This window comes from Actinoplanes italicus (assembly GCF_003001815.1).
Classification (GTDB): Bacteria; Actinomycetota; Actinomycetes; order Mycobacteriales; family Micromonosporaceae; genus Actinoplanes; species Actinoplanes italicus.
In genome coordinates this window covers 26,746-50,189 of the sequence record NZ_PVMZ01000023.1, presented here as the reverse complement: position 1 = coordinate 50,189, position 23,444 = coordinate 26,746, and the positions used below count along the sequence as shown (strand labels likewise).

Sequence of the window (23,444 nt, the reverse complement as noted above, 5' to 3'; positions counted from 1 at the left end):
GCGTTTTCTGGCGTACCCGAAGGGACTCCCCATGCGCCGGCGCCTTTCTCTCCTCGCTGCCTCCCTCCTCCTGATTCCCGCCGCGCTGACCGTGGCCGGCGCGCAGCCGGCCACGGCGGCGTTCGCGACCAACGACTACTGCCTCGGCGAGTGCTCCGACATCCTGCCGCCCGGGCAGAACGGCGACGCCGACCTCGCGGCGATCCTCGCCCACCAGGTGTTCGGCACCATGCCGGCGAACTCCACCAACCAGCTCGCCCCCTACGCGAACCTGACCTACAGCTACACCGGGCTGACCCCGGGACAGATCAACTCGTTCTTCAACGACGCCTCCTACGGGGTCGCCGCCGCCAACGTGGCCAGCACGGTCACGCCACGCCCGGACGTCAAGATCGTCCGCGACAGGCAGCTCGGCATCCCGCACATCACCGGCACGACCCGGGCCGGGACGATGTTCGGCGCCGGTTACGCGGGCGCGCAGGACCGGCTGTTCCTCATGGACCTGATGCGGCACGTGGCCCGCGGCAGCCTCACCAGCTTCGCGGGCGGCGCCGAGGGCAACCGCGATCTCGAGCAGAGCGTCTGGCGCAACTCCCCCTACACCGAGGCGGATCTTCAGAACCAGATCAACGGCTTGAGGGCATCCGGTACGAGGGGAGCGCAGCTCTACGACGACGTGCAGCAGTATCTGGCCGGCATCAACAGGTACATCGACGACTGCATGGCGGCCCGTGACTGCCCGGGTGAGTACGTGCTGACCGGTCACCTCGACTCGGTCACCAACGCGGGCGGCCCGGTCGACTTCGTGGCGACCGACCTGATCGCGATCGCCGGTGTGATCGGTGGGCTGTTCGGCGGCGGTGGCGGCAACGAGATGCAGTCGGCGCTCGTGCGGATCGCGGCCCGCGCCAAGTACGGCACCACGATCGGTGACCAGGTGTGGCAGCAGTTCCGGTCACAGAACGACCCGGAGGCGGTGGTCACCCTGCATGCCGGGCAGTCGTTCCCGTACAGCCAGGGAAATCCGAATGCCTCCGGGGTCGCCATGCCGGACGCCGGAACCGCGACGTCCGAACCGCTGGTCTACGACCGCACCGGGTCGGCCGCCACGGGTGTGAGCGGGACCAGTGCCATCGCCGATTCGCTGAGCACCCTGACCATCGGCAGCACGCACCGGGGCATGTCGAACGCCGCGGTCGTCAACGCCGCCAACTCGGCCACCGGTCACCCGGTCGCCGTGTTCGGGCCGCAGACCGGCTACTTCGCCCCGCAGCTGCTCATGCTCCAGGAGCTGCAGGGACCGGGGATCAGCAGCCGCGGCGTCGCGTTCAGCGGGCTCAACCTCTACACGCTGCTGGGCCGCGGCCCGGACTACGCGTGGAGCGCCACCTCGTCGGTGCAGGACATCACCGACACGTACGCCATCCGCCTGTGCAACCCGGACGGCAGCACGCCCACCACGGCTTCGGCGCACTACCTGCACAACGGCACGTGCACCGCGATGGAGGCACTGACCAGGACGAACTCGTGGGCGCCGACGACCGCCGACTCGACCCCGGCCGGGTCCTACCGGCTCACCGTGCAGCGCACGAACTACGGCCTGGTCACGTGGCGCGGCAAGGTCGGCGGTGTGCCGGTGGCGTTCGCCGCGAAGAGGTCCACCTACGGTCACGAGGCCGATTCGGCGATCGGTTTCCAGATGTTCAACGAGCCCGATCAGATGGGTACGCCCGCCGCGTTCCAGAACTCGGCGGCAAACATCGCGTTCGCGTTCAACTGGTTCTACGTGAACTCGGCCGACACCGCGATGTTCACCTCCGGCACCGAGCCGATCCGCCCGTCCACGGCCGACCCGAACCTGCCCGCCTGGGGCGACGCCGCGAGTCAGTGGACCGGAGTCCGCCCCGCCTCGGCCCACGTGCAGGCGGTCAACCAGGACTACTTCGTGAGCTGGAACAACAAGCAGGCGGCCGGGTACTCAGCGGCCGACGGCAACTTCAGCTTCTCCTCGGTGCACCGCGGTGACCTGCTGGACGCGCCGCTCAAGGCCGGGATCGCCGCCGGCACCAAGTACGACCGGGCGTCGCTGCTCAAGATCGTGCAGCAGGCCGGACTGACCGACCTGCGCGGCAAGGAGGTGCTGCCCAGCCTGCTCCGGATGATCGACACCGCCACGGTCACCGACGCCACGCAGGCCGCCGCCGTCGCCAAGCTGCGCACCTGGCTGGCCAACGGCGCGCTGCGCAGGGAGACGGCGTCCGGTAGCAAGGTGTACGCCGACGCCGAAGCGATCCGGATCTTCGACGCGTGGTGGCCGCGGCTCGTGCAGGCGCAGTTCCAGAGCGGGCTCGGCACCGGGCTCTACACGGCACTGGTCGACACGCTGCAGATCAACGAGTCACCGTCGGGGAAGCAGACCGGCCAGGTGTCGTCGCTGCCGCACTCGGCGAACACGGCTCAGGGCCACAAGGGCAGCTCCTTCCAGTACGGCTGGTGGGGCTGGGTCGAGAAGGACCTGCGGGCCGTCCTCGGCGACAGCGTGCCGAACTGGTCGACTGAGTACTGCGGCGCCGGGACCGCGAGTGCCTGCCGTAGCGCACTGCTGACCAGCCTGTCCGCGGCGATCGCCGAGCCGGCGGCCACCACCTACCCGGCCGACGACCACTGCGCGGCCGGCAACCAGTGGTGCGCCGACGCCATCCTGCAGTCCCCGCTCGGCGGCATCACCCACAATCTGATCGGGTGGCAGAACCGGCCCACCTACCAGCAGGTCGTTTCGTTCCCGGCCAAGCGCGGGGACAACCTCGCCAACCTGGCGGCGGGCCGGAGCGTCACCGCGTCCGGCAGCCAGTCGGGCAACGCGGCGGCCAACGCGGTCGACGGCAACATGTCGACCCGGTGGGCCAGCGAATGGGCGGACGGGCAGTGGATCCGGATCGACCTGGGCTCGTCCGTGCCGGTGGGACGCGTGCGGGTCTTCTGGGAATCCGCGTACGCGTCGGCGTACAGGATAGAGACCTCGGCCAATGGGACAAGCTGGACCCAGGTCGCCTCCGTCACCGGAGGTAACGGAGGCGAGGACGTCGTGGCGCTCACCGCGAGCACCGCGCGTTACGTCCGCCTGACCGGGGTCACCCGCGCGACCCAGTACGGCCTGTCCACCTATGAGATCGAGGTGTACGGGCGCTAGCTCATCACGGAGATGCAGAACGGGTGGCCGGCCGGGTCGAGCAGGACCCGCCAGCGATCCGGCTGCGGCTGGAAGTCCGGCTTGGTGGCGCCGATGGCGAGCACCGCCGCCTCGCCGGCTTCCAGATCCGCGACGCTCAGCTCCAGATGGGCCTGCTTCGGCACGTCGGCTTGGGGCCAGGTCGGTGGCACGTACTTGTCGATCTTCACGAAGCCGATCCCGTTGCCGGTCCCGCCCAGGAAGACGAACTCGTCGCTGGTGTAGCTGACCTCCATGCCGAGCAGCTTCACGTAGAAATCGGCGAGCGCGACCGGGTCGTCACAGTCGAGCGAGAATCCGGCGTAGGTGGCGATAGCCATGGTGGTGTTTCCTTCCGCTCTTGTTTCTTCGCTGATGACCCTGCCAGCCATGACTGACATCCTGTGGCAGTCTTCGAGAATGCGAGCCAGCCGACTTCTGTCCGTGGTCCTCCTTCTGCAGGACCGCGGCCGGCTCACCGCGCAGCAGATCGCCGCGGAGCTGGACGTGTCGGTGCGGACCGTCTACCGCGACATCGAGGCGCTCGGCGAAGCCGGGGTCCCGGTCTACGCCGAGCTCGGCGCCAACGGCGGATATCAGCTGGTCGACGGCTACCGGACCCGGCTCACCGGGCTCACCCCGCAGGAGGCGGGCACGATCTTCCTGGCCGGGATCCCGGACGCGGCCGCGGAACTCGGCCTCGGCGCCGTGCTCACCACGGCCGAACTCAAACTGCGGGCCGCGCTGCCCGCCCGGCTGAGCCGGCACGTCGACGAGATCCGCGACCGGTTCCACCTCGACGCGGCCGGCTGGTTCCGCGAGACCGAGACGCACCCGCACCTCGCGGCCCTGGCGGCGGCGGTGTGGAACCGGCGGCGGGCGCGGATGCGCTACCTGCGCTGGCGGGCGCCGCGCGAGGTGGAGCGCGACATCGAACCGCTCGGCATCGTGCTCAAGGCCGGAGTCTGGTACTTCCTGGCGCGCGTCGACGCTTCCGTGACCGGTGCGGGTAAGGAGATCCGCACCTACCGGGTCGCCACCATCCTCGATCTGGCCGTACTGGACGAGACGTTCGAACGGCCGGACGGCTTCGACCTGGCCGCCGTCTGGGCCGAGTGGGCCGCCGATTTCGAACGGCGCCTGCACCGCGACGAGGCCACCGTGCGGCTCTCCCCCGCCGGGCTGGACCGCATCCCGTACCTGATGACCCGGGCCATGGCCCGCAACGTCCGCGACACGGTCGGCGAGCCCGACCCGGACGGCTGGACCACGGTCACCCTGCCGATCGAATCGGTCCGGCACGCCCACGCCGACTTCCTGCGACTCGGCGAGGACATCCAGGTCCTGGGCCCGCCTGAGCTGGTCGACATGATGCGCGCCAGCATCACCGAAATGATCAAGTTCTATTCCTGATCGGTACGCTGCAGCGCGTCCAGCTGCTCGGCCGCCTTCTCGTCACCGTCCTCGGCCCGCGGACGAAGGATCGCGATCGCCTCATCGACGTCGCCCTGCCGTGCGTACAGCTCCGCCAGCAGCCGAGCCGCGTCGCCGTCGCGCAGATCCGCCCAGGTAAGCAGAAAGCCGATCGCCTCGGCGGTCCGTCCCTCAGCGGCGAGGACCCGGGCCGTCCCACATGCCGCCGCCAGATCTCCCCGCTCCGCCAGGGCCCGCAACCGGCCCCGGTGGTGGTCGTCCGAGCTGAGCTCCACGAGCAGGTCCGCCAGGCGAGCAGCCGCTCCCGCGGCCCCGAACTCGGCCAGGCCGAACAGCGTCTCCTCGTCCCTCTGCTCGTAGAGATGCCGGGAGAGGACCTCACTGACGTATGCGTCACCCGTTACCGCGTCCACCCAGAGTTCGTGGATCTGGCCGTGCCGCAGCTGGAGGTCGGCCAGCTGCGCCGAGGCGAGACTGTCCCCGGCTCGGGTCTGATCCGCCAGGATGCGGATCGCTTCCCGGTCATCGCCGGCCTCCTGCAGCAGTCCGGCCAGCCGGCGTCCCGCGGCCCAGTCCCCGTTCACGCCTTCGAGCAGCGCGACCGCCTCGTCCCTCCGTCCCGCGGCGACATACAGATCCGCCAGATGAAAGGCCGCGCCCGGTTCACCCTCGGCCACCCTGGCCCGCAGAGCCTCGATGTCACCCTGCTCCGCCAGCAAGGCGAGCACCCGCGCACGGGCCGCCGTGTCTCCGGCCGCCGCCCGCGACCGCAGCTCGTCGAACTCACCGCGTCGGGCCAGCAGATCGGCCAGTACCCGGCCGGCGGAGCCGTCGCCGCGGTCGGCGCGCTCGCGCAGCTCATCGATCCGGCCGAGCTCCGCCAGCAGCCCGGCGAGCCGGTCGGCCGACCGGACGTCACGGTGGGCCACCCAGCTCAGGGCTTCGACGGCCTGGTCGGTGGCGCCCTGCTCGTCCAGGAGCTCCGCCAGCGTCCGGACGGCCGGGACGTTGCCGGCGAGCGCCCGGATCTCCAGGTCGGCCACCCGCACCGTTCCGGCGAGACGGTCCTGGAGCAGGACGTGCCGGAACTGATGGACGGCACCGGGCCTGCGCAGCAGACCACGCCGATGCGCGTCGGCCAGAAACGAGGCCAGCCGCCAGGGCAGCCACCCGCGCGCGGCGAGCCGGGCATGGGCCAGCCGGAACCGCACGTGGGTCCACCCGTCGCCGCAGAGCGCCGCCGTCGACCCGTGGAGCACGGCCGCGACGGTTCCGACCAGCACGGGCGCGCCGCTGGTCCAGTACGCGACGGCACCGAACACCAGGCCGGGCACGACCGTGAACATGAGGACCCCGCGGCGCAGCCGGTCTCCGCCCGGACCCGCCGGCCGTACACCAGACCGGTGATCCGGATCCGAGCCGGGCGTGTTCCCCCGCGAACCCGCGGGCTTTACGTCCGGCCCGTCACTCGCGGCCGATTCGATGGCTGAGGTACGGCCGGCGGTCCGGCGCCTGGCCCAGGCCGCGGCGAGAGCACCGCAGATCAGGCCCCCGAGCAGCGACGCCACCCAGCGTGACGTCATGAACCCGACGAGGACGCCGCCGATCAGGCCCGCCACGAACGTCGGGGAGACGACCTCGAACAGCACGGCCAGGAACGTCCCGGGGCGGGGCGTTCTCTCCGGGCTGAAGGCGGTCCGGGGGTATCGCGGCGGCCAGGTGGCACGCAGCCGTTCCGTGGCCGCTGACCACACGACGATCGCCGCCGACGCCATCGCCCACGGGACCCACAGGCCGGCGAAGAACCCGGCCACCCCGGCGATCAGGGCCGCGACCACCGCAACCGCGATCACCACCGACCGGCGGGCGCGGTCCGGGCGACCGGTGAGCAATCCCGGATCCAGCTGCCACCACCGCAGGTCGCGGGTGCCGGCCGTGTACAGGTGATACGCCAGGGTGCCCAGCCAGCGCCGCTGCTTCTCGCCGGGGTACGCGGCGGCCAGGAAGGCGTCCATCAGTCGCGCGGCGGCCTCCGGGCGGGACTTCAGCATCAGCAGTTCAGCGGGATCGGTGGCGCCGTCCTGGTAGGCGGACCGGGCCAGGGACACCATGAGCGGCGTGGCGAGGGTGCGCAGCAGCGGATCCGTGCGGTCGGCGCGGCGCAGGCGGGCGAAGACCGGCTCCCAGCGGGCACGGGCCGATTCCGGATAGGAGAGGTACGCGATCACGGCGTCCACCGAGACCGGCTCCAGTTCCACGACCGCGGCTGTGGTCAGGATGCGGCCGGCCTTCTCATACTCGCGGACACGGCACGTCACCACGAGCGGCCGTCCCGCCGCCACGTAGTCGTCGAGCACCTGGAACGCCGTCTCGATCGCGGGTGCGGGCAGTTCGTCGAGTCCGTCGAGCAGGGGCAGCACCCGGTTGTGCTCGATCAACCGCCGGGCGAGGTCCAGCGCGTCGCCGTACCGCGAAAGGTGATCCTCGGCGAGCCTGCGGGCGAGGAAGTCGTCGAGCGGGTCGGCCGGATGCCAGCCGTTGACCGGGACCAGCAGCGGCAGCGGCTCGCCGTCGATCCGGTCGCGGATCAGGCCGAGCGTGAGCAGCAGCGCGAACACGCTCTTGCCGGCTCCCGGGCCGCCGAGCACCACCAGCTGGCGCCGGGGAAGCTGCCGGAACGCGGCGACGATCTCGGTGTTGAGGGCGTCGGTCGTGCCGCTGAGCGGGAACTCCCGCCAGCCACCGGCGGACGGGTCGCCGAGGACCGCCTGCCGGTCGGCGGCCGGGCGCCCGGTCGACGACCAGCGGACCAGTACCGGCGCGGGGCGGGTCACCTCGCGGCGGACCGCCTCACGGGCCCACCCGTTCTCGATCGGCGCGAGCAGCCCGGCGATCACCTCGTCGAGGCCGGTTTCCGGACCCGCGCGGCGGCGGGCGTACTCGATCCACAGTGATCCGCCGATCAGTGCCGCGACGAGACCCCACACCGCCCAGGGCCACCACCGCCAGCTGTCCGGCGGGTCCACCTCGTTGGTCGCCAGGTTGCCGACGAGCGCGGCGGCAGCACCGACCAGCACGATAGTGATCGGCGACGGAGCGCGGCGACTGTCGATGCCTCAACGTAGCGCCCCGACGCCAGAGACTTCCGCGGCCAAGGGCTCCGCAAGGGCCCGCCAGCCGTAGCTGAGCCACCCTCAGGAGTGCGATTCCACGGCTGAGACATCCGTCAGGTACGGCTGACGGGCTCGTGACCTGACCTCTCGGTCAGAGGCCGGCGCGAAGCAGCAGGCCCTCCATCGCCGGCCGGGGCAGTGCCGGGTTGGCGGCGGCCGCCTCGGCGATCCGGTCGACCGGATCGTCCAGCAGCCTGACCAGCTCGGCGGCGGGTATGCGGGCGTGTGCGGCAGCGGCCCGGCGGACACCGGCATCGGTGTCGCGGGCCAGGGCGGCGAGCACCGCGGCGGGCAGTGCCGGGTCGCGAGGTGCGAGGGCACGCATCCGCGGGTCCGGGTCGCCGGCGAATCGGCGCAGCGTCTCGGGCGTGAACGGGTAACCGTCGGCCGGGCGCCGGAACCGACCCTTCAGCGGCTGCGGATTCGCCCGGTCGAGCCGCTCCGCGGTGGCCTCGTCGACGAGGTGCGGGGCATGCCGGAGCACGACGACCGCGACACCGGGATCCTCGTCGTCGAGCAGGCACTTCACCACGCCGGGAGGGAGCGCGGCGGCGGCGCGGGCGGCGGCGGCGCGGAAGCCGGGGTACGGCGACGAGACGTGCGGCAGCGGGTCGGCGGTCACCCACGGCAGGCGGGCGTACCGCAGTTCCTCGATGGCCTGGTTGTCCTCGACCGCCTGGATGAGAGCGTCGTCGTCGAGGTCCATCAGGTCGTCGACGTCGGTGACCTTCCGCTGCACCTCGTCATGGATCAGCGCCCGCACCGAGGGCGGCGTGTCCGGCCGGGCGAATACCGCGGCCTGCACGGTGCCGCTGCGGTCGCGGGCCAGGCGGTCGCGGACATCGTCCGGCAGATCGGGGTGACGGGCCAGCGCGCGGCGTACCGCGTAGTCCGGGTCGTCGGCGAGCCGGGCCGCGATCTCCGGGGTCAGTGCCAGGCAGCGGATCGCACCGGCCCTGGTCACGGGATCTTCGAGCAGCTCCGGCAGCAGGTCGGCCGGCATGGACGGGTGCGGCAGCCGGGTGTAGTAGGTGGAGCAGGCGGCTGCCCGTACGTCATCGTCGGGATCTTTGAGCAGTTGCCGTTGTGCCTTCGCCGGGATCTCCGTCCACGATCGCGCCAGCAGCGCGCGGACCGACGGGTCGGGATCGCCGGCCAGGCGGGCCCGCAGGTCGGCGGGCATGTCGTCATTCTCGGCGAGATAGCGGCGCGCCTGCACATCCGGGTCGTGGAGGAGACGCTCGAACACGTCACGGTCGGCCTCGCCCGCCGCTCCCCCGGCCACCGCGCCGCGGACCACGTCGTCGCGGTGGCGGACGAGCCGTGGGCGGACCGGGACCGGCAGGTTCCGGTTGCTCGCGAGCGAGGTGAGCAGCCACATCCAGTCGGTGGCGATCATCTCCTCGACCAGGCCGGCGGTGAGGTCCGGTCGTGAGGCGACGCGGCCGAATCCGCGTCGCCGGGCGATCAGCCGCCGGATCAGCGGCTCCGGCAGCGCCGGGTTCTTTTCCAGCCCGTCCAGTGCCGCGTCCGCCATGCCGGCAGCCTAGCCGCAACGCGGTGACCGGTATCGATCAGGCTTGTCAGCGATTCTCAGATTGCATACTGTACTCCCCATAATGCATACAGAATCGCACGCGATAAGGGGGTAGCCCATGCGAGTCGCGGTGCTCGGAGCCGGCGCCATCGGTGCCTATGTCGGTGCCTCGCTGTGCCGGGCCGGAGTGGACGTCCATCTGATCGCCCGCGGGGCACACCTGGCCGCGCTGCGGGCCTACGGGGTACGGGTGCTCAGCCCGCGGGGTGACTTCTCCGCTCACCCGCACGCCACCGACGATCCGGCCGAGGTCGGACCGGTGGACTACGTCTTCCTCGGCCTCAAGGCGCACTCGTACGCGAGCGCCGGTCCCCTGCTCGCTCCCCTGCTCGGCCCGCGGACCGCTCTCGTCGCCGGGCAGAACGGCATTCCCTGGTGGTATTTCCACAAGCTCACGGGCCCGTACGAGGGCCAGCGCATCGAGGCCGTGGACCCGGACGGCGAGACCTCGGCCGTGATGGCGCCGGACCGCGCGATCGGCTGCGTCGTCTACCCGGCGACCGTCGTCAAGTCGCCGGGGGTGATCCAGCACCTGGAGGGCACCCGGTTCTCCATCGGCGAGCCGGACGGGACGGTGTCGCAACGATGTCTGCGCTTCAGCGAGGCGATGGTCGCCGGGGGCCTGAAGTGCCCGGTCGAGCCGCGGCTGCGCGACGACATCTGGATCAAGCTGATGGGCAACGTCTCGCTGAACCCGATCAGCGCGCTCACCCGCGCCACCATGGTCGAGATCTGTGAGCACGCCGGAACCCGGCGGGTGGTCGAGCAGATGATGGAGGAGACGCTCGACATCGCCGCCCGGGTGGGCAGCACCCCGGAGATCTCCATCGCGAAACGGCTCGACGGCGCCCAGCGTGTCGGCCACCACAAGACCTCGATGTTGCAGGACCTCGAGGCCGGCAAGCAGCTGGAACTCGACGCCGTCGTGGCGGCCGTGGTCGAGATGGCCGACATCACCGGGGCGCCGGCTCCGACCCTGCGTTCCGTGTACGCCGCGACCGACCTGCTGGCCACGACGATGGCCCGCCGTGCACCGATCATTCCCACGCCGAGCCCGGCCTGAGCACCCCGGAGGTCTGACAACCATGGCCAAGATCCCCTGCATGGACGCGGTCGTCGCGGTGCTCGTGTCGGAGGGCGTGGACATCGCGTTCGGCTGTCCGGGCGCCGCCATCCTTCCCCTCTATGCCGCGTTGCAACACAGCGACATCAGGCATCTGATCGTCCGGCACGAGGAGGGCGCCACCCACATGGCGGACGGCTGGGCCCGCACCAACGGCCGGGTCGGCGTGGCGATCGGCACGTCCGGTCCGGCCGGCACCAACATGATCACCGGGTTGTACACGGCGCACGCCGACTCCGTCCCGATGGTCTGCATCACCGGCCAGGCGCCCACCGGCAAGCTGCACCAGGAGGCGTTCCAGGCGGTGGACATCGTCGAGATCGCCAAGCCGGTGACGAAATGGGCGGTGCAGGTCAAGGAGGCCGCCCAGGCCCCCTGGATCTTCCGGGAGGCGTTCCGGATCGCCCGCTCCGGGAGGCCGGGGCCGGTGCTGATCGACCTGCCGGTCGACGTGGCGCGGCAGGAGATCGAGTGGGACGCCACGATCGACGCGCCGCTGCCGGTGGCCCGGGTCGAGCCGCATCCGCCGCGCGTGGAGCGGGCCCTCGACATGCTGCTGGCGGCCGAGCGTCCGCTGATCCTGGCCGGTGGCGGGGTGATCATCGGCGAGGCCACCGAGCTGCTGCGGGAGGTCGCCGAGGCCCTGGACGTGCCGGTGCAGGTGACGTTGATGGGCAAGGGCGCGCTGCCGGAGGACCACGATCTGTTCGCGGGGATGACGGGCATCCAGACCACGCAGCGGTGGGGCAACGCCTCGTTCCTGGAGGCGGATCTGGTGCTGGCGGTCGGCGCCCGGTTCGGGGACCGCCATACCGGCGACCTGGAGACCTATCGCGGCGACCGGCGGTTCATCCACGTCGACATCGAGCCGACCCAGCTCGGCAAGGTGTTCGGTCCCGACCTCGGCATCGTGTCGGACGCCGGGGCGTTCCTCGCGGCTCTGCTCGGCGCGGTGCAGCGTCGTGACGTACGGCGGGATGGGGATCTCTGGGTCTCGAGAGTGCGTGAGCTCCGTGAGAGGCTGGGCCGGCGCGACGACTTCGACGCGGTCCCGATCAAGGCGCCGCGGGTGTTCCGGGAGATCAACGAGTTCTACGGCCCGGACACGTATTTCGTCACCGCCATCGGCCTCTATCAGATCTGGTCCGGGCAGTTTCAGAAGGTGTTCAAGCCGCGGCACTACCAGGTCTGCGGCCAGGCCGGGCCGCTGGGCTGGGAGATCCCGGCGGCGATCGGGGTCAAGTCCGCACAGCCCGACGCCGAGGTGGTGGGCGTGGTCGGCGACTACTCGTTCCAGTTCCTGGTCGAGGAGCTGGCCGTCGCCGCGCAGTACGACATCGGCTTCGTGCTGGTCATGTTGAACAACGAGTACCTGGGCCTGATCCGGCAGGCCGAGATCGGCTACGACATGAACTACGAGGTCGACATCCACTACGACGCCTACGGCACCGACAACGTCAAGATCATGGAGGCGTACGGGTGCGCCGGTCGCCGCGTGTTCGAGCCGGGTGAGATCGCCGACGCGCTGGCCTGGGCGAGCAAGGAGGCCAGGCGTACGAGCCGGCCGGTGCTGGTCGAGGTGATGATCGAGCGGGAGGCGAACACGTCGCACGGTCTCTCGATCGCGGCGGTGAAGGAGTTCGAGTAAGCGAGTGCCGGTCGGGAGCAGCCGCGTCGGATGGCGGCTGCTCCTTATTGCATCTCGGCGACTGTATGCTATAACCCAGCTCGGGTGCGTGCCCGATCGTTTCTCGCAGGCGGAGGTAACCCATGACCGATCGGAGAGGCACGACCTCACCGGGGCGCCGGCCGCTGGGCGGAGCCAGGGCCGCGCGTCAGCCTCTGGAGCGGCCCGCGCCGCTGCGCCAGGCGGTCTACGACGCCCTCGCCGAGATGATCATCAATCGTGAGCTGCAGCCGGGTGAGCACCTCGTCGAGAACGAGCTCGCCGCCCACCTGGGCGTGAGCCGCCAGCCGGTCCGGGAGGCCCTGCAGCGGCTGCACAACGAGGGGTGGGTCGACCTGCGGCCCGCGCTCGGCGCCTTCGTGCACGTGCCCACCGAGGAGGAGGCCGACCAGCTCCTCGCCACCCGCACCCTGCTCGAGACCGAGTCCGCGCGGCTGGCCGCCAAGAACGCGACACCGGAGCAGATCGAGCGGCTCCGCGAGCTGCAGCGCGCCGGCGAGGAGGCGCTCAGCGAGGACAGCCAGGTGGCCCTGGTCGAGGCCAACGCGGCGTTGCACGCGCACCTGGTCGAGATGTCCGGCAACAAGGTGCTGGCCCAGCTGATCGGCATGGTGGACCGCCGGGTGCGGTGGTATTACTCGCCGATCGCCCGGTCCCGCGGCCGCGAGGCGTGGGACGAGCACGCGGCTCTGATCGACGTGATCGCCGAGGGCAACACCCGGCGGGCCGGCGAGTTGATGCGCAAGCACACCGAGCGCACGCGCGAGTCGTACCACCAGCGGCGCAAGGAGGCCGACGAGCAGGAGGCCCTGAGCTGACGGGATCCGGCCGGGCCCACCGCGGGCCCGGCCGGATCGTCGTCTCCTACAGGCGGATCGACTTCTTGTTCATGAACTCCTCGATGCCGGCCGGGCCGAGTTCCCGGCCCATCCCGGAGCGCTTGATCCCGCCGAACGGCAGGTCGGCCTGCGACCCGCCCGCGCTGTTGAGGTACACCATGCCGGACTCGATCCGGCCGGCCACCCGGCGCAGCCGGTCCGGATCCGTGCCCCACACGCTGGCACCGAGCCCGAACGGCGAATCGTTGGCGATCGCGATCGCCTCCTCCTCGGTCTCCGCGCGGAAGACCAGCACGACGGGGCCGAATATCTCCTCGTAGTAGGCGTCCATGTCCGGAGTCACGCCGGTGAGCACCGTGGCCTCGAAGTAGGCGCCGGGCCGGTCGACGCGGCGGCCGCCGGTGCGCAGCGTGGCGCCCTGCCGGATCGCCTTCTCGACCTGACCGGCCACCTCGTCGGCCGCCGCGACCGACGCCAGCGGCGGCAGCTTCGTGGCGGGGTCACCGGGGTCGCCCGGGACGAACGTGGCGGCCACATACTCCGTCAGCCGGCCGACGAACTCGTCGTAGAGGTCGCCGAGCACGATCATCCGCTTCGGCGCGTTGCACGACTGGCCGCAGTTGCGCATCCGGGCGGTCGCCGTGGCCCGTACCGTCTGGTCCATGTCCTCGGTGTCCAGGACGATCAGCGGGTCGGAGCCGCCGAGCTCCAGGACCGCTTTCTTGAGGTTCCGGCCGGCCTCGGCGGCGACCGCGATGCCGGCCCGCTCGCTGCCGGTCAGCGAGACCCCCTGGATGCGGGGGTCGGCGAGCATCCGGGGAATCTTCGCGCTGGCGGCGAAGATGTTGACGTACGCGTCCCCGGGCACCCCGGCCTCGTGGAGGATCCGCTCGATGGCGATCGCCGAGCGGGGACAGATCGAGGCGTGCTTGAGAAGGATCGTGTTGCCGAGCACGAGGTTCGGCGCCACGAACCTGGCGACCTGATAGCAGGGGAAGTTCCACGGCATGATGCCGAGCAGCGGGCCGATCGGGTTCTTGGTGATGACCGCCGCGCCGCCGCTGATCTCCAGCGGCTCGTCGGCGAGCAGGGCGGCGGCGTTGTCGGCGTAGTACCGGAAGATGTCGACGACCACGCCGATCTCACCGCGGCCCTCGTTGATCCGCTTACCCATCTCCCGGGTCATCGTCGCCGCGAGCTCGTCGGCGCGCGCGGCGAACAGGTCCGCCGCGCGCGCCACTGTCCCGGCCCGTTCGGCGACCGTCCGGCGCCGCCACGACAGGTATCCACGGTGGACGCGATCGATGGCTTCCTGGATCTCCTCGTCGGTCGCGTTCTCGATCTTCTCGATCAGTTCACCCGTCGCGGGGTCGGTCACTGTGTACATGGGGTTCTGAGCCTCCGTTGGTCGCCCTCAGCGCTGAACCGTGATGCCCTTCGGGTTGAGGTGGGCGATGTTGCCGCTCTCGGTGCCGTCGGTGGGGTCGATGACGCAGTCGACGAGCGCCGGCTTGCCGAGCGCCAGAGCCTCCCGGAGGGCCGCGGTGACCTCGTCGGGAGTCGTCGCCCGGTAGCCCTTGCCACCGAACGCGGCGATCATCAGGTCGTGCCGGGCCTGCAGGGCCGTCGGGGCGGGGTCCCCGGACTCCGACGCCGCGGCGTCACCGCGGTAGACGCCGCTGTTGTTCAGCACGACCGTGACGATGGGCAGCCCGTAGCGGCAGATCGTCTCGAGCTCCATGCCGCTGAACCCGAACGCGCTGTCGCCCTCGATGGCGACGACCGGGTCGCCGCTCTCGACCGCGGCGGCGATCGCGAATCCCAGGCCGATGCCCATCACGCCCCAGGTGCCGCTGTCGAGCCGGTGCCGGGGCACCTGCATGCCGATCGTGTTGCGGGCCAGGTCGAGGGCGTTCGCGCCCTCGTTGACCACGTACGCCCGCGGGTTCTCCCGCAGGACGTCACGGACGGCCTGCAGCGCGCCCAGGAACCTCATCGGATGCGCGGTCTCGGCGGCCGCCAGGCGCTTGGCCATCTTGGCGACGTTCTCCGCCGAGCGGGCCGCGAGTTCGTCGCGCCACTGCGACGGGACCGTGATCCGGCCGGACCCGGTGCGGTCGAGCAGGGCCTGCATCACCGAGCCGACGTCACCGACCAGCGGTGCGGCGATGGGCTGGTTGCTGTCCAGCTCGGTGCTGGCGATGTCCACCTGGATGAACTTGGCGTCGGCGTTCCACTGCGGCGCGTCGCCGTGCCCGAGCAGCCAGTTGAGGCGGGCGCCGACGAGCATCACGACGTCGGCCCGGCGCAGCGCCAGCGACCTGGTGCTGGCCACCGACTGCGGGTGGTCGTCGGGCAGCAGGCCCTTCGCCATCGACATGGGCAGGTACGGCACGCCGGTACGTTCCACGAACTCACGGATCTGGTCGTCGGCCCGGGCGTAGGCGGCGCCCTTGCCGAGCACGACGAGCGGCCGCCGGGCGCTTGCGAGCAGGTCGATGGCGCGGTCCAGCGCCGCGGGCTCGGGCACCTGCCGCGGCGCCGGGTCGACGACGCGCCACAGCGACGCCGCGCCCGCTTGCGCGTCGATGACCTCGCCGAGGACGGCGGCCGGGATGTCGAGGTAGACCCCGCCCGGCCGTCCCGACACGGCGGTGCGGATCGCGCGGGCGATGCCGCGGCCGATGTCCTCGGCCCGGTGTACCCGGTAGGCCGCCTTGGCGAACTGACGGGCCGCCGCCAGCTGGTCCATCTCCTCGTAGTCGCCACGCTGCAGGTCCACGAGGTGCCGTTCACTGGATCCGGAGATCTGCACCATGGGGAAACAGTTGACCGTGGCGTTGGCCAGCGCCACCAGCCCGTTGAGGAAGCCCGGAGCGGACACCGTCAGGCAGATTCCCGGTTTCCCGGTCAGGAATCCGGCCGCCGCCGCCGCGTGACCGGCGGCGCTCTCGTGCCGGAAGCCGACGAAGCGGATGCCGGAGGCCTGTGCCAGGCGGGCGAGATCGGTGATGGGGATGCCCACGACGCCGTAGACGGCCTCCACCTCGTTGAGCTTGAGCGCGTCGACGACCAGATGGATGCCGTCGGTGAGCCTGTCGGCGCTGACGACGTCGCCGGCCTCTGATTCCCGGATTGAAGCGATGGTCATGACCCGAGCCCTCCGTCATGGTCCTGCCGATTGCATACCGTATGGGGTAGGCAATAATCGTGGACCATGGAGCGGCGGGGTGTCTAGGGGCACGGTGGCTTTGGTCACTAGATCGTTTATTGTATACCGAAGCCTGTATTCTGGGGTTGCCGAACAGGCACTGTCGCCGGCCGGACGGGTGCGGGAGTTTCCCGTGGCACGGCATCGGGTAGGCGCCCGGAAAGGACGGCTCGGGTGACCCCCGCCGGCCGTCGTTCCGGCGACAGACGGTCCCGGGAGGCGTCGTCTCCCGGGAAGACCGACAAGCAGGAGTGATGTAGTCATGACCACCTGGCGGAAGTTCTCACGCTCTCTGGCCCGCCTCACCGACCGGCTGGCCCTGCCGTCCGGCTCCCCCGCCGACGGCCGCGCCCTCGGGCTCGGCCTGGCGGCCGCGCTGGAGAACCAGCGCCGGTCCGCCCGGCCGAGCGACGAGGAGATCGCGCGCTTCCTCCGCGGCTCCGCCCCGGACGAAGGCCTGATCAAGACCTCATGATCGAGGCCTGAACAGCGGGTCAGCCCGCGTCCCGGTCCGCCGTCACGGTCTCGTGGACACCCGTGACGGCGGGCTGCCGCTCCCGCTCGTCACGGCGCGACTTCATCAGGCTGGCGACCGTGGTGATCACCAGTGTGCCGACGATGACTCCGAGCGAGACGGTGATCGGCACGGCCGGCGCCCAGGACACGCCGTCGTGGTGCAGCGCCTCCATCACGAGCTTGACGCCGATGAAGGCCAGGATGAAGGCCAGGCCCTTGCTGAGGTAGACGAGCCGGTCCAGCAGCCCGCCCAGCAGGAAGTACAGCTGCCGCAGGCCCATCAGCGCGAACGTGTTCGCGGTGAAGACCAGGTACGGCTCCTGCGTCAGCCCGAAGATCGCCGGGATCGAGTCGAGCGCGAACAGCAGGTCGGTGGTGCCGATCGCGACCATCACGATCAGCATCGGCGTGACCATGCGCCGGCCGTTCACCCGGACCAGCACCGAGGAGCCCTGATATGTCTCCGTGGTCGGCAGGATCCGCTTCGCCGTACGCAGGGCGAAGTTCTCCGAGAACTCGTCCTGGAGTTGCGGGCCGACCAGCTTGACCGCGGTGTAGATCAGGAACGCCCCGAACAGATAGAACAGCCAGTCGAACCGCGCGACCGCCGAGGCACCGGCCGCGATGAAGACGCCCCGCATCAGCAGCGCCAGCACGATGCCGATCAGCAGCACCTTCTGCCGGTACTTCACCGGCACCGCGAACCGGCCCATGATGATGATGAAGACGAACAGGTTGTCGACGCTGAGTGAGTACTCGGTGAGCCAGCCGGCGAAGAACTGGCCGCTGTAACTCGCTCCGGCCGTCGCCATCAGCAGAAAGCCGAAGGCGACCGCCGCCAGCACGTAGAAACTCACCCAGCCGACGCACTCCCGGAAGGACGGTTCATGAGGGTTGCGGGCGACCAGGTAGAAGTCGAAGGCGATCATCACGGTGAAGCCGATGATCGTCACGGCCCATACCCAGAGCGGTAAATTCATGACGCTCCTTTTCCGGAGGCGGCACGGGCTGCGGCCCGGGCCTGACGGCGGCTCTCTCGCGCCTTCCACTGCGCCTCGGCATGCCGCAGGTAGAACTGATACAGCCGCTCGGCCCGCGGGTTGCCGTGCCGGATCCGGCGTAGCCAGCCCGGCGCGATCCGTTCGTACAACCAGCTGAATCCGATGGCGAAGCCGAGGCTGACGATCGCCTGGTACGCGAGGAAACCTGCCGGGTCGGGCGGAAGGACGGGCCGTCCGACCAGCAGCAGGCCGACCAGCGCCTCGTGTGCCAGCCGGGCGAGAGGGAACCCGGCGAGCCAGTACAGCGCCGTCGGGGCGAACACCCCCGGTGAGATGACCCCGGCCGCCATCAGCAGCCCGAACCCGCCGCCGAGCAGCGCCAGCGGCAGTCCGAGAGCCACACCGGTGGCCAGCGCCCAGTCTGCGGGCTGACCCGCGACCAGTGCCAGTACCAGGGCCGCCGGCCCGGCGAACGCTCCGATGGCGGCGCCGGGCAGCGCGAGCCGGCCCAGGTGACGCAAGCTCGGCTCGGCCATCAGATGACCACGCCGAAACGGACCAGGCTGTAGATCAACATCCCCAGGTAGAACACCGCGCCGAACCCGATCACCACGTTCTGCAGGATGCCGGGACGGATCGGCTTGGGCAGCATCCGGTTGTTGACCAGCAGCAGGACGACGCAGTACGCGCCCATCGCGAAGGTGGACAGGAAGGCCAGCACGTCGAGGATCGCGCCCGGGCCGTCGGCGGGGCCGAAGTTCAGGATCAGGATGCCGAACGTGATGACACCCCAGAGGAACCCGGCGTAGAGCTTGGACATGCTGAACCGCTTCGCGCCGGGGACGAAGTGGTACGTCATGTCGGCCTGGCCACGGGAGAACGAGTCGAACAGGCCGAGCGTGGCGTTGAGCCCGATCAGCGCGATGAACCCGAGGAACACGCCGTGCAGCACCGGCGTGCCGGCCGAGGCGAAGGCGTCCGCCATGGCGGTCAGCGCGACCTCCCGGTCACCTTCGCGGATCAGGTCACCGACGTCCGGGTTGACCCGGACCGCGGTCTGGGCCAGCACGGTGAACGAGACCGTCACCAGCATGGTGATTCCCCAGAAGAGCAGCAGGGCGTCGAAGGTCACCCAGCGCCGCCAGCCCTTCCACTTCTTCATCTCCTCCGGGTCGTCGGTGTCGAACATGAAGCCACGCGACGGCATGGCCTCCTGCTCGCCGGCGTGCCGGAGCCCGCGGATCTGCGGGATGTGCGCGCCCATGCCGGCGCCGGAGTCACGCAGGTGCAGCGTGTACCACATCTGCTGCATGCCGGACGGACCGGCGAAGGCGATCGCGCCGACGATGACCGGGAACCAGGTCGCCGACATCGCCTCGCCCGGCAGGTAGCCGAAGTGGAACATGCCGCTGAGGGTCGAGGTGACGTCGGCCCACCGGCCGACCATCGACGCGACGATCGAGGTGCTCACCACGAGCAGGCCGATCAGCAGGCCGAGCAGGCTCTCCAGCAGTGGGTAGATCACTTTGGCGAGGCTGAACAGCACGCCGACCAGGATCAGTCCGACACAGGCCGTGACGGTCCAGGGTATGCCGGTCACCTGCTCGAAGGCGGCGGCCCCGGTGGAGAGATGGCCGGGCCAGATGTAGACCAGGATCGCCGTGCCGAAGAAGAACCACATGAGCGGTTTGAAGACCCGTGCGGCACCGAAGAAGATGCTCTCACCGGTCGCCATCGCGTACCGGGCCATCTCCAGCATGACGAACGCCTGCAGGGTGACGCCGATCAGGAACAGCCACCTGATCTCCGGTCCGAAGATCAGAACCAGGCGGGGCCACATGTACGACTCACCCATGCCCACGCCGAGCGCGACGAGGAACACGGTCGGGCCGAGCAGGTGGACCGAGGGCGGCGCCTTCGGCAGCTCCCGGATCGGCATCGGTTCGAGCCGGCCGGCCCGCCATACCCGCTCGTCGGAAGCGGTGGCGGTGGCCGTGGCGGTGGGGGGTGACGTACTGCTCGCCGGTTCGGGCGAGGGAGAACTCGAAGCGTCCACGCTGGACCTCCTGAGAGTTGGCCGCGGAGCGGTCGCTGTGTCGCTAGTGGCCCCTCCAACTAACTGGTGTGGTGGAACTGAGCACGACTCAGCGGCCGTCCGGCCGGTCGCCGAGCAGGCCGGCGGAACGTGCCCACCGGTACTTCGCGCCGAGCACGGCGACGGGCTTCTCCGTGGTGTACGGATAGGCCACGATGCCGTGCCGGTACAGGTGTCCACTGGCCGACTCGACCTCGACGTCTCCGGCGAGCGAGGCGACCACCGGTTTGTTGACGCCCTTGGCCCGGAACTCCTCGACCACGTCCACCACCAGTTCGGCGAAGACCATCGGCGGTGTGACGATCGTGTGCCAGTAGCCGAGGATCAGGGAATGGATGCGCGGGTCGGACAGGCCGAGCGCGATGGTGTTGCGGTACGTCGACGGCGGTTCGCCGCCGGTGATGTCGATCGGGTTGCCGGCGGCCCCGAACGGCGGGATGAACCTGCGGAACGCCTCGTCGAGGTCGTCCGGGATCTCCATCAGCGTGAGGTTGTTGTCCACGCAGGCGTCCGAGAGCAGCACCCCGGATCCGCCGGCGCCGGTGATGATGACGACGTTCTCGCCCTGCGGGGTCGGCAGCAGTGGGATGCCACGGGCGTACTCCAGCAGGTCGTTGAGGCCCGGGGCGCGGATCACGCCGCTCTGGCGCAGGATGTCGTCGTAGACCTTGTCGTTGCCGGCCAGCGCGCCGGTGTGCGAGCTGGCCGCCTTGGCGCCCTGGTCGGTGCGGCCCGCCTTGAGCACGAGCACCGGCTTGGTGGCCGACACCCGTTTGGCGGCCCGGGCGAACGACCGGCCGTCCTTCAGATCCTCCAGGTGCATGGCGATGAGCTGGGTGTTCGGGTCGCTCTCGAAGAACGTCAGCAGGTCGTCCTCGTCGATGTCGGCCTTGTTGCCCACCCCGACGATCGAGGAGACACCCATCCGGGCGGACCGGCTGAAGCCCAGGATCGCCATCCCGATGCCGCCGCTCTGCGAGGTGAGCGCCACCCCGCCCTTGACGTCGTACGGGGTGCAGAACGTCGCGGACAGGTTCTCCGGGGTGTAGTAGTAGCCGTAGATGTTCGGGCCGAGGATGCGTACGCCGTGCCGGCGGGCGATCCCCACGACCTCCGCCTGGAGCTCGTGGTTGCCGGTCTCACCGAAACCGGACGGAATCATGATCGCTCCGGCGACGCCCTTGGCGCCGGCCTCCTCCAGCGCGGCCGGCACGAACTTGGCCGGGATCGCGAAGACCGCGACGTCGACCGGGCCCGGCACGTCGGAGATGCTCTGGTACGCCTTGCGGTCCAGGATCTCGGCCGCCTTGGGGTTGATCGGGTAGATCTCGCCCTGGTAGCCGCCGTTCACCAGGTTCTTCATCACCGAGTTGCCGATCTTCCCGGACTCGGCGGAGGCGCCGATCACGGCGATCGAGGCGGGCCGCATGATCCGGGTCATGCTCGCGAGGATCTCCTCGTCGGTGAACTGCTCCGGGCGTTCGGCGGCCCGCGGGTCGACCAGGATACGAACGTCCACGGCGGTGGCGCCGGCGGCGGTGGCCAGCACCGGGTTGAGGTCCACCTCGGCCAGCTCCGGGAAGTCGGTGACCAGGTCGGAGAGCCGGACGATGAGGTCGGACAGGACCTCCCGGTTCGCCGGTTCGGCGCCGCGCACGCCGCGCAGGATCTCGGCCGAGGCGATGCCGTCGATCATCGACAGCGCGGTGCCCGTGTCGGTGGGGGCGAGCCGGAACGTGACGTCCTTGAGCACCTCGACGAGGACGCCGCCGAGTCCGAACGCGACGATCTTGCCGAAGGTCGGGTCCGTGACCGTGCCGACGATGACCTCGTGGCCGGCCGTGAGCTGCTGCTGCACCTGCACGCCGACGATGGTCGCATCGGCGTTGTACGCCCTGGCGTTCGCGATGATCGTGTCGTAGCCGGCGGCGACCTCCGCGGCCGATCCCAGTCCGACCAGCACTCCGCCGGCCTCGGTCTTGTGCAGGATGTCCGGCGAGACGATCTTGAGGACCACCGGCAGGCCGATCTTCCCGGCCAGCGCCACCGCCTCGTCGGCGCTGCCGGCCAGGCCCTCGCCGGGGGTCGCGATCCCGTACGCCTCGACCACCAGCCGGCCCTCCGGCGCGGTCAGCGAACTGCGTCCCTCGGCGGCGGCCCGGTCGAGCACCCGGCGTACGGCTTCGCGGTCGTATTTCGACATGTCGTCGTCTCCTTGGTCGAAGTCAGACGGCACCGGCGGCACGCAGCTCGCCGATACCCTGCTCGGTGTAGCCGAGTTCGCCGAGCACCTGCTCGGTGTGCTCGCCGAGCAGCGGTGAGCGCTCGATGGCGACGGTCGAGTCGGACAGCTTGATCGGGTTGCCGACCGTCTTGAACGGGCCCCGCTCCGGATGGTCGACCTCGACCACCGACCCCAGCGCGGCCAGCGTCTCGTCCTCGATCAGCTCCCGGGTCGAAAGGACCGGCCCGCACGGCACGTTGTGCGTGTTGAGCTGCTCCATCACCTCTTGCTTGGTGTGCCGCTCGGTCCACTCCTCGATCAGCGCGAACGCCTTGTCGAGTTTGTTCAGCCGCGCCTGCGGGGTACTCCAGGCCGGGTCCTCGGCCAGTTCCGGTTTGCCGATCAGGTCGCAGATCGGCTTCCAGCCGACCGGCTGGATGATCACGTAGATGTAGTCGTTCGGCCCGCCCGGAGCGCAGCGCACGGCCCAGCCGGGCTGACCGCCACCGGAGGCGTTGCCGGAGCGGGGCACCTCGTCGCCGAAGTTCTCGTTGGGGTACTCCCCCAGTGGCCCGTGGGCCAGCCGCTGCTGGTCGCGCAGTTTGACCCGGCACAGATTGAGCACCGCGTCCTGCATGGCGACCTGGACCCGCTGGCCGCGTCCGGTGTTGGTGCGCTGGTAGAGCGCGGCGAGGATGCCGGCGACCAGGTGGATGCCGGTGCCGGAGTCGCCGATCTGGGCGCCGGTCGCGGTCGGCGGGCCGTCCTCGAAACCGGTGGTGCTCATCGCTCCGCCCATGGCCTGGGCGATCACCTCGTACGCCTTGAAGTTCGCGTATCGACCGGCGCCGAAGCCCTTGATGGAGGCGTACACCAGGCGGGGGTTGATCTCCTGCAGTTTCTCCCAGGGAAATCCGAAGCGCTCGACCACGCCCGGGCCGAAGTTCTCCACCAGGACGTCCACGTCGGACACCAGCCGGGTGAAGACCTCCTTGCCCCGCGGGTTCTTCATGTTGAGGGTGATGCTGCGTTTGTTGGCGTTGAGCATCGTGAAGTAGAGGCTGTCCACGTCGGGGATGTCCCGCAGCTGGGACCGGGTGATGTCACCCTGCCCCGGAGCCTCCAGTTTGATCACATCGGCGCCCAGCCACGCGAGGATCTGCGTGGACGAGGGACCGGATTGCACGTGCGTCATGTCGAGGACCCGAACGCCCTCCAGTGCCTTACCCATGAGCGATCCTCCTGTTTGCGCCACCGCTGCTGGGGGTGCTGATCCGCCGTCAGCTTCAGGGATTGCATACCGTATGGGGTAGGCAATATCGTGGCGCATGTAACA

General features: G+C 70.2%; 16 protein-coding genes. 6 read left to right on the top strand and 10 right to left on the bottom strand.

Annotated features, from left to right (window positions below):
- The first annotated feature begins 31 nt into the window (after nt 1-31).
- Nucleotides 32-3,190, top strand: a complete 3,159-nt coding sequence (locus tag CLV67_RS40395; RefSeq protein WP_106328358.1) for a penicillin acylase family protein — start codon at nt 32-34, stop codon at nt 3,188-3,190.
- Here the strand turns inward: CLV67_RS40395 and CLV67_RS40390 are convergent.
- Entirely contained in the window at nt 3,187-3,549 is a 363-nt protein-coding gene (locus tag CLV67_RS40390; protein ID WP_106328356.1) for a VOC family protein, read from the bottom strand. The two genes, CLV67_RS40395 and CLV67_RS40390, sit on opposite strands and share 4 nt — an antisense overlap.
- A gap of 79 nt (nt 3,550-3,628) precedes the next feature.
- Here CLV67_RS40390 and CLV67_RS40385 point away from each other — a divergent pair, with 79 nt between their 5' ends.
- Nucleotides 3,629-4,621, top strand: coding sequence for a helix-turn-helix transcriptional regulator (locus CLV67_RS40385; RefSeq protein WP_106328355.1), 993 nt, complete (start codon nt 3,629-3,631; stop codon nt 4,619-4,621).
- Here the strand turns inward: CLV67_RS40385 and CLV67_RS40380 are convergent.
- Entirely contained in the window at nt 4,612-7,719 is a 3,108-nt protein-coding gene (locus tag CLV67_RS40380) for an NACHT domain-containing protein (protein ID WP_106328352.1), read from the bottom strand. The two genes, CLV67_RS40385 and CLV67_RS40380, sit on opposite strands and share 10 nt — an antisense overlap.
- 187 nt (nt 7,720-7,906) lie before the next feature.
- Complete coding sequence (locus tag CLV67_RS40375) at nt 7,907-9,352, bottom strand: HEAT repeat domain-containing protein (RefSeq protein ID WP_106328350.1); 1,446 nt, start codon at nt 9,350-9,352, stop codon at nt 7,907-7,909.
- A 118-nt stretch (nt 9,353-9,470) separates the two neighbouring features.
- Between CLV67_RS40375 and CLV67_RS40370 the strand changes: the two genes are divergently transcribed.
- The 3 genes from CLV67_RS40370 to CLV67_RS40360 all read left to right on the top strand — a co-directional run bounded on the left by CLV67_RS40370 (nt 9,471) and on the right by CLV67_RS40360 (nt 13,040).
- On the top strand, nt 9,471-10,475 hold the full coding sequence (locus CLV67_RS40370; protein ID WP_106328348.1) for a 2-dehydropantoate 2-reductase: 1,005 nt from the start codon (nt 9,471-9,473) through the stop codon (nt 10,473-10,475).
- A 22-nt stretch (nt 10,476-10,497) separates the two neighbouring features.
- Nucleotides 10,498-12,183 carry a glyoxylate carboligase gene (gcl, locus tag CLV67_RS40365; RefSeq protein WP_106328346.1) on the top strand — a complete coding sequence of 562 codons (1,686 nt, stop codon included), beginning with the start codon at nt 10,498-10,500 and terminating at the stop codon, nt 12,181-12,183.
- Between the two features lie 122 nt (nt 12,184-12,305).
- Nucleotides 12,306-13,040, top strand: coding sequence for a GntR family transcriptional regulator (locus CLV67_RS40360; protein WP_106328344.1), 735 nt, complete (start codon nt 12,306-12,308; stop codon nt 13,038-13,040).
- Nucleotides 13,041-13,086: 46 nt separating this feature from the next.
- On the opposite strand, the gene CLV67_RS40355 is transcribed toward CLV67_RS40360, so the two are convergent.
- Complete coding sequence (locus CLV67_RS40355) at nt 13,087-14,448, bottom strand: NAD-dependent succinate-semialdehyde dehydrogenase (protein WP_106328342.1); 1,362 nt, start codon at nt 14,446-14,448, stop codon at nt 13,087-13,089.
- Between the two features lie 27 nt (nt 14,449-14,475).
- Nucleotides 14,476-16,212 carry an oxalyl-CoA decarboxylase gene (gene oxc / locus CLV67_RS40350; protein ID WP_106328340.1) on the bottom strand — a complete coding sequence of 579 codons (1,737 nt, stop codon included), beginning with the start codon at nt 16,210-16,212 and terminating at the stop codon, nt 14,476-14,478.
- A gap of 322 nt (nt 16,213-16,534) precedes the next feature.
- Here oxc and CLV67_RS40345 point away from each other — a divergent pair, with 322 nt between their 5' ends.
- On the top strand, nt 16,535-16,747 hold the full coding sequence (locus CLV67_RS40345; protein ID WP_106328338.1) for a hypothetical protein: 213 nt from the start codon (nt 16,535-16,537) through the stop codon (nt 16,745-16,747).
- A 19-nt stretch (nt 16,748-16,766) separates the two neighbouring features.
- Here CLV67_RS40345 and CLV67_RS40340 read toward each other — a convergent pair whose 3' ends face one another.
- The 5 genes from CLV67_RS40340 to frc form a co-directional block, all read right to left on the bottom strand.
- Nucleotides 16,767-17,768, bottom strand: a complete 1,002-nt coding sequence (locus CLV67_RS40340; protein ID WP_106328336.1) for a TerC family protein — start codon at nt 17,766-17,768, stop codon at nt 16,767-16,769.
- Complete coding sequence (locus CLV67_RS40335) at nt 17,765-18,325, bottom strand: hypothetical protein (protein ID WP_106328334.1); 561 nt, start codon at nt 18,323-18,325, stop codon at nt 17,765-17,767. Before CLV67_RS40335 ends, CLV67_RS40340 begins: the two co-directional genes overlap by 4 nt.
- Nucleotides 18,325-19,845 (bottom strand): Nramp family divalent metal transporter, encoded by a 1,521-nt coding sequence (locus CLV67_RS40330; RefSeq protein ID WP_170154199.1) that lies wholly within the window; start codon nt 19,843-19,845, stop codon nt 18,325-18,327. The genes CLV67_RS40335 and CLV67_RS40330 overlap by 1 nt, the downstream gene beginning before the upstream one ends.
- Nucleotides 19,846-19,933: 88 nt before the next feature.
- Nucleotides 19,934-22,087 carry an acetate--CoA ligase family protein gene (locus tag CLV67_RS40325; RefSeq protein WP_106328596.1) on the bottom strand — a complete coding sequence of 718 codons (2,154 nt, stop codon included), beginning with the start codon at nt 22,085-22,087 and terminating at the stop codon, nt 19,934-19,936.
- Nucleotides 22,088-22,109: 22 nt separating this feature from the next.
- On the bottom strand, nt 22,110-23,339 hold the full coding sequence (gene frc, locus CLV67_RS40320) for a formyl-CoA transferase (RefSeq protein WP_106328332.1): 1,230 nt from the start codon (nt 23,337-23,339) through the stop codon (nt 22,110-22,112).
- Nucleotides 23,340-23,444: the final 105 nt, after the last annotated feature.

Coding starts and splice junctions, on each gene's coding strand:
- CLV67_RS40340 (WP_106328336.1), bottom strand. CDS start 17,768: ATGAATTTACCGCTCTGGGTATGGGCCGTGACGATCATCGGCTTCACC.
- oxc (WP_106328340.1), bottom strand. CDS start 16,212: ATGACCATCGCTTCAATCCGGGAATCAGAGGCCGGCGACGTCGTCAGC.
- frc (WP_106328332.1), bottom strand. CDS start 23,339: ATGGGTAAGGCACTGGAGGGCGTTCGGGTCCTCGACATGACGCACGTG.
- CLV67_RS40335 (WP_106328334.1), bottom strand. CDS start 18,325: ATGGCCGAGCCGAGCTTGCGTCACCTGGGCCGGCTCGCGCTGCCCGGC.
- gcl (WP_106328346.1), top strand. CDS start 10,498: ATGGCCAAGATCCCCTGCATGGACGCGGTCGTCGCGGTGCTCGTGTCG.
- CLV67_RS40385 (WP_106328355.1), top strand. CDS start 3,629: ATGCGAGCCAGCCGACTTCTGTCCGTGGTCCTCCTTCTGCAGGACCGC.
- CLV67_RS40345 (WP_106328338.1), top strand. CDS start 16,535: ATGACCACCTGGCGGAAGTTCTCACGCTCTCTGGCCCGCCTCACCGAC.
- CLV67_RS40355 (WP_106328342.1), bottom strand. CDS start 14,448: ATGTACACAGTGACCGACCCCGCGACGGGTGAACTGATCGAGAAGATC.
- CLV67_RS40325 (WP_106328596.1), bottom strand. CDS start 22,087: ATGTCGAAATACGACCGCGAAGCCGTACGCCGGGTGCTCGACCGGGCC.
- CLV67_RS40390 (WP_106328356.1), bottom strand. CDS start 3,549: ATGGCTATCGCCACCTACGCCGGATTCTCGCTCGACTGTGACGACCCG.
- CLV67_RS40395 (WP_106328358.1), top strand. CDS start 32: ATGCGCCGGCGCCTTTCTCTCCTCGCTGCCTCCCTCCTCCTGATTCCC.
- CLV67_RS40370 (WP_106328348.1), top strand. CDS start 9,471: ATGCGAGTCGCGGTGCTCGGAGCCGGCGCCATCGGTGCCTATGTCGGT.
- CLV67_RS40360 (WP_106328344.1), top strand. CDS start 12,306: ATGACCGATCGGAGAGGCACGACCTCACCGGGGCGCCGGCCGCTGGGC.
- CLV67_RS40375 (WP_106328350.1), bottom strand. CDS start 9,352: ATGGCGGACGCGGCACTGGACGGGCTGGAAAAGAACCCGGCGCTGCCG.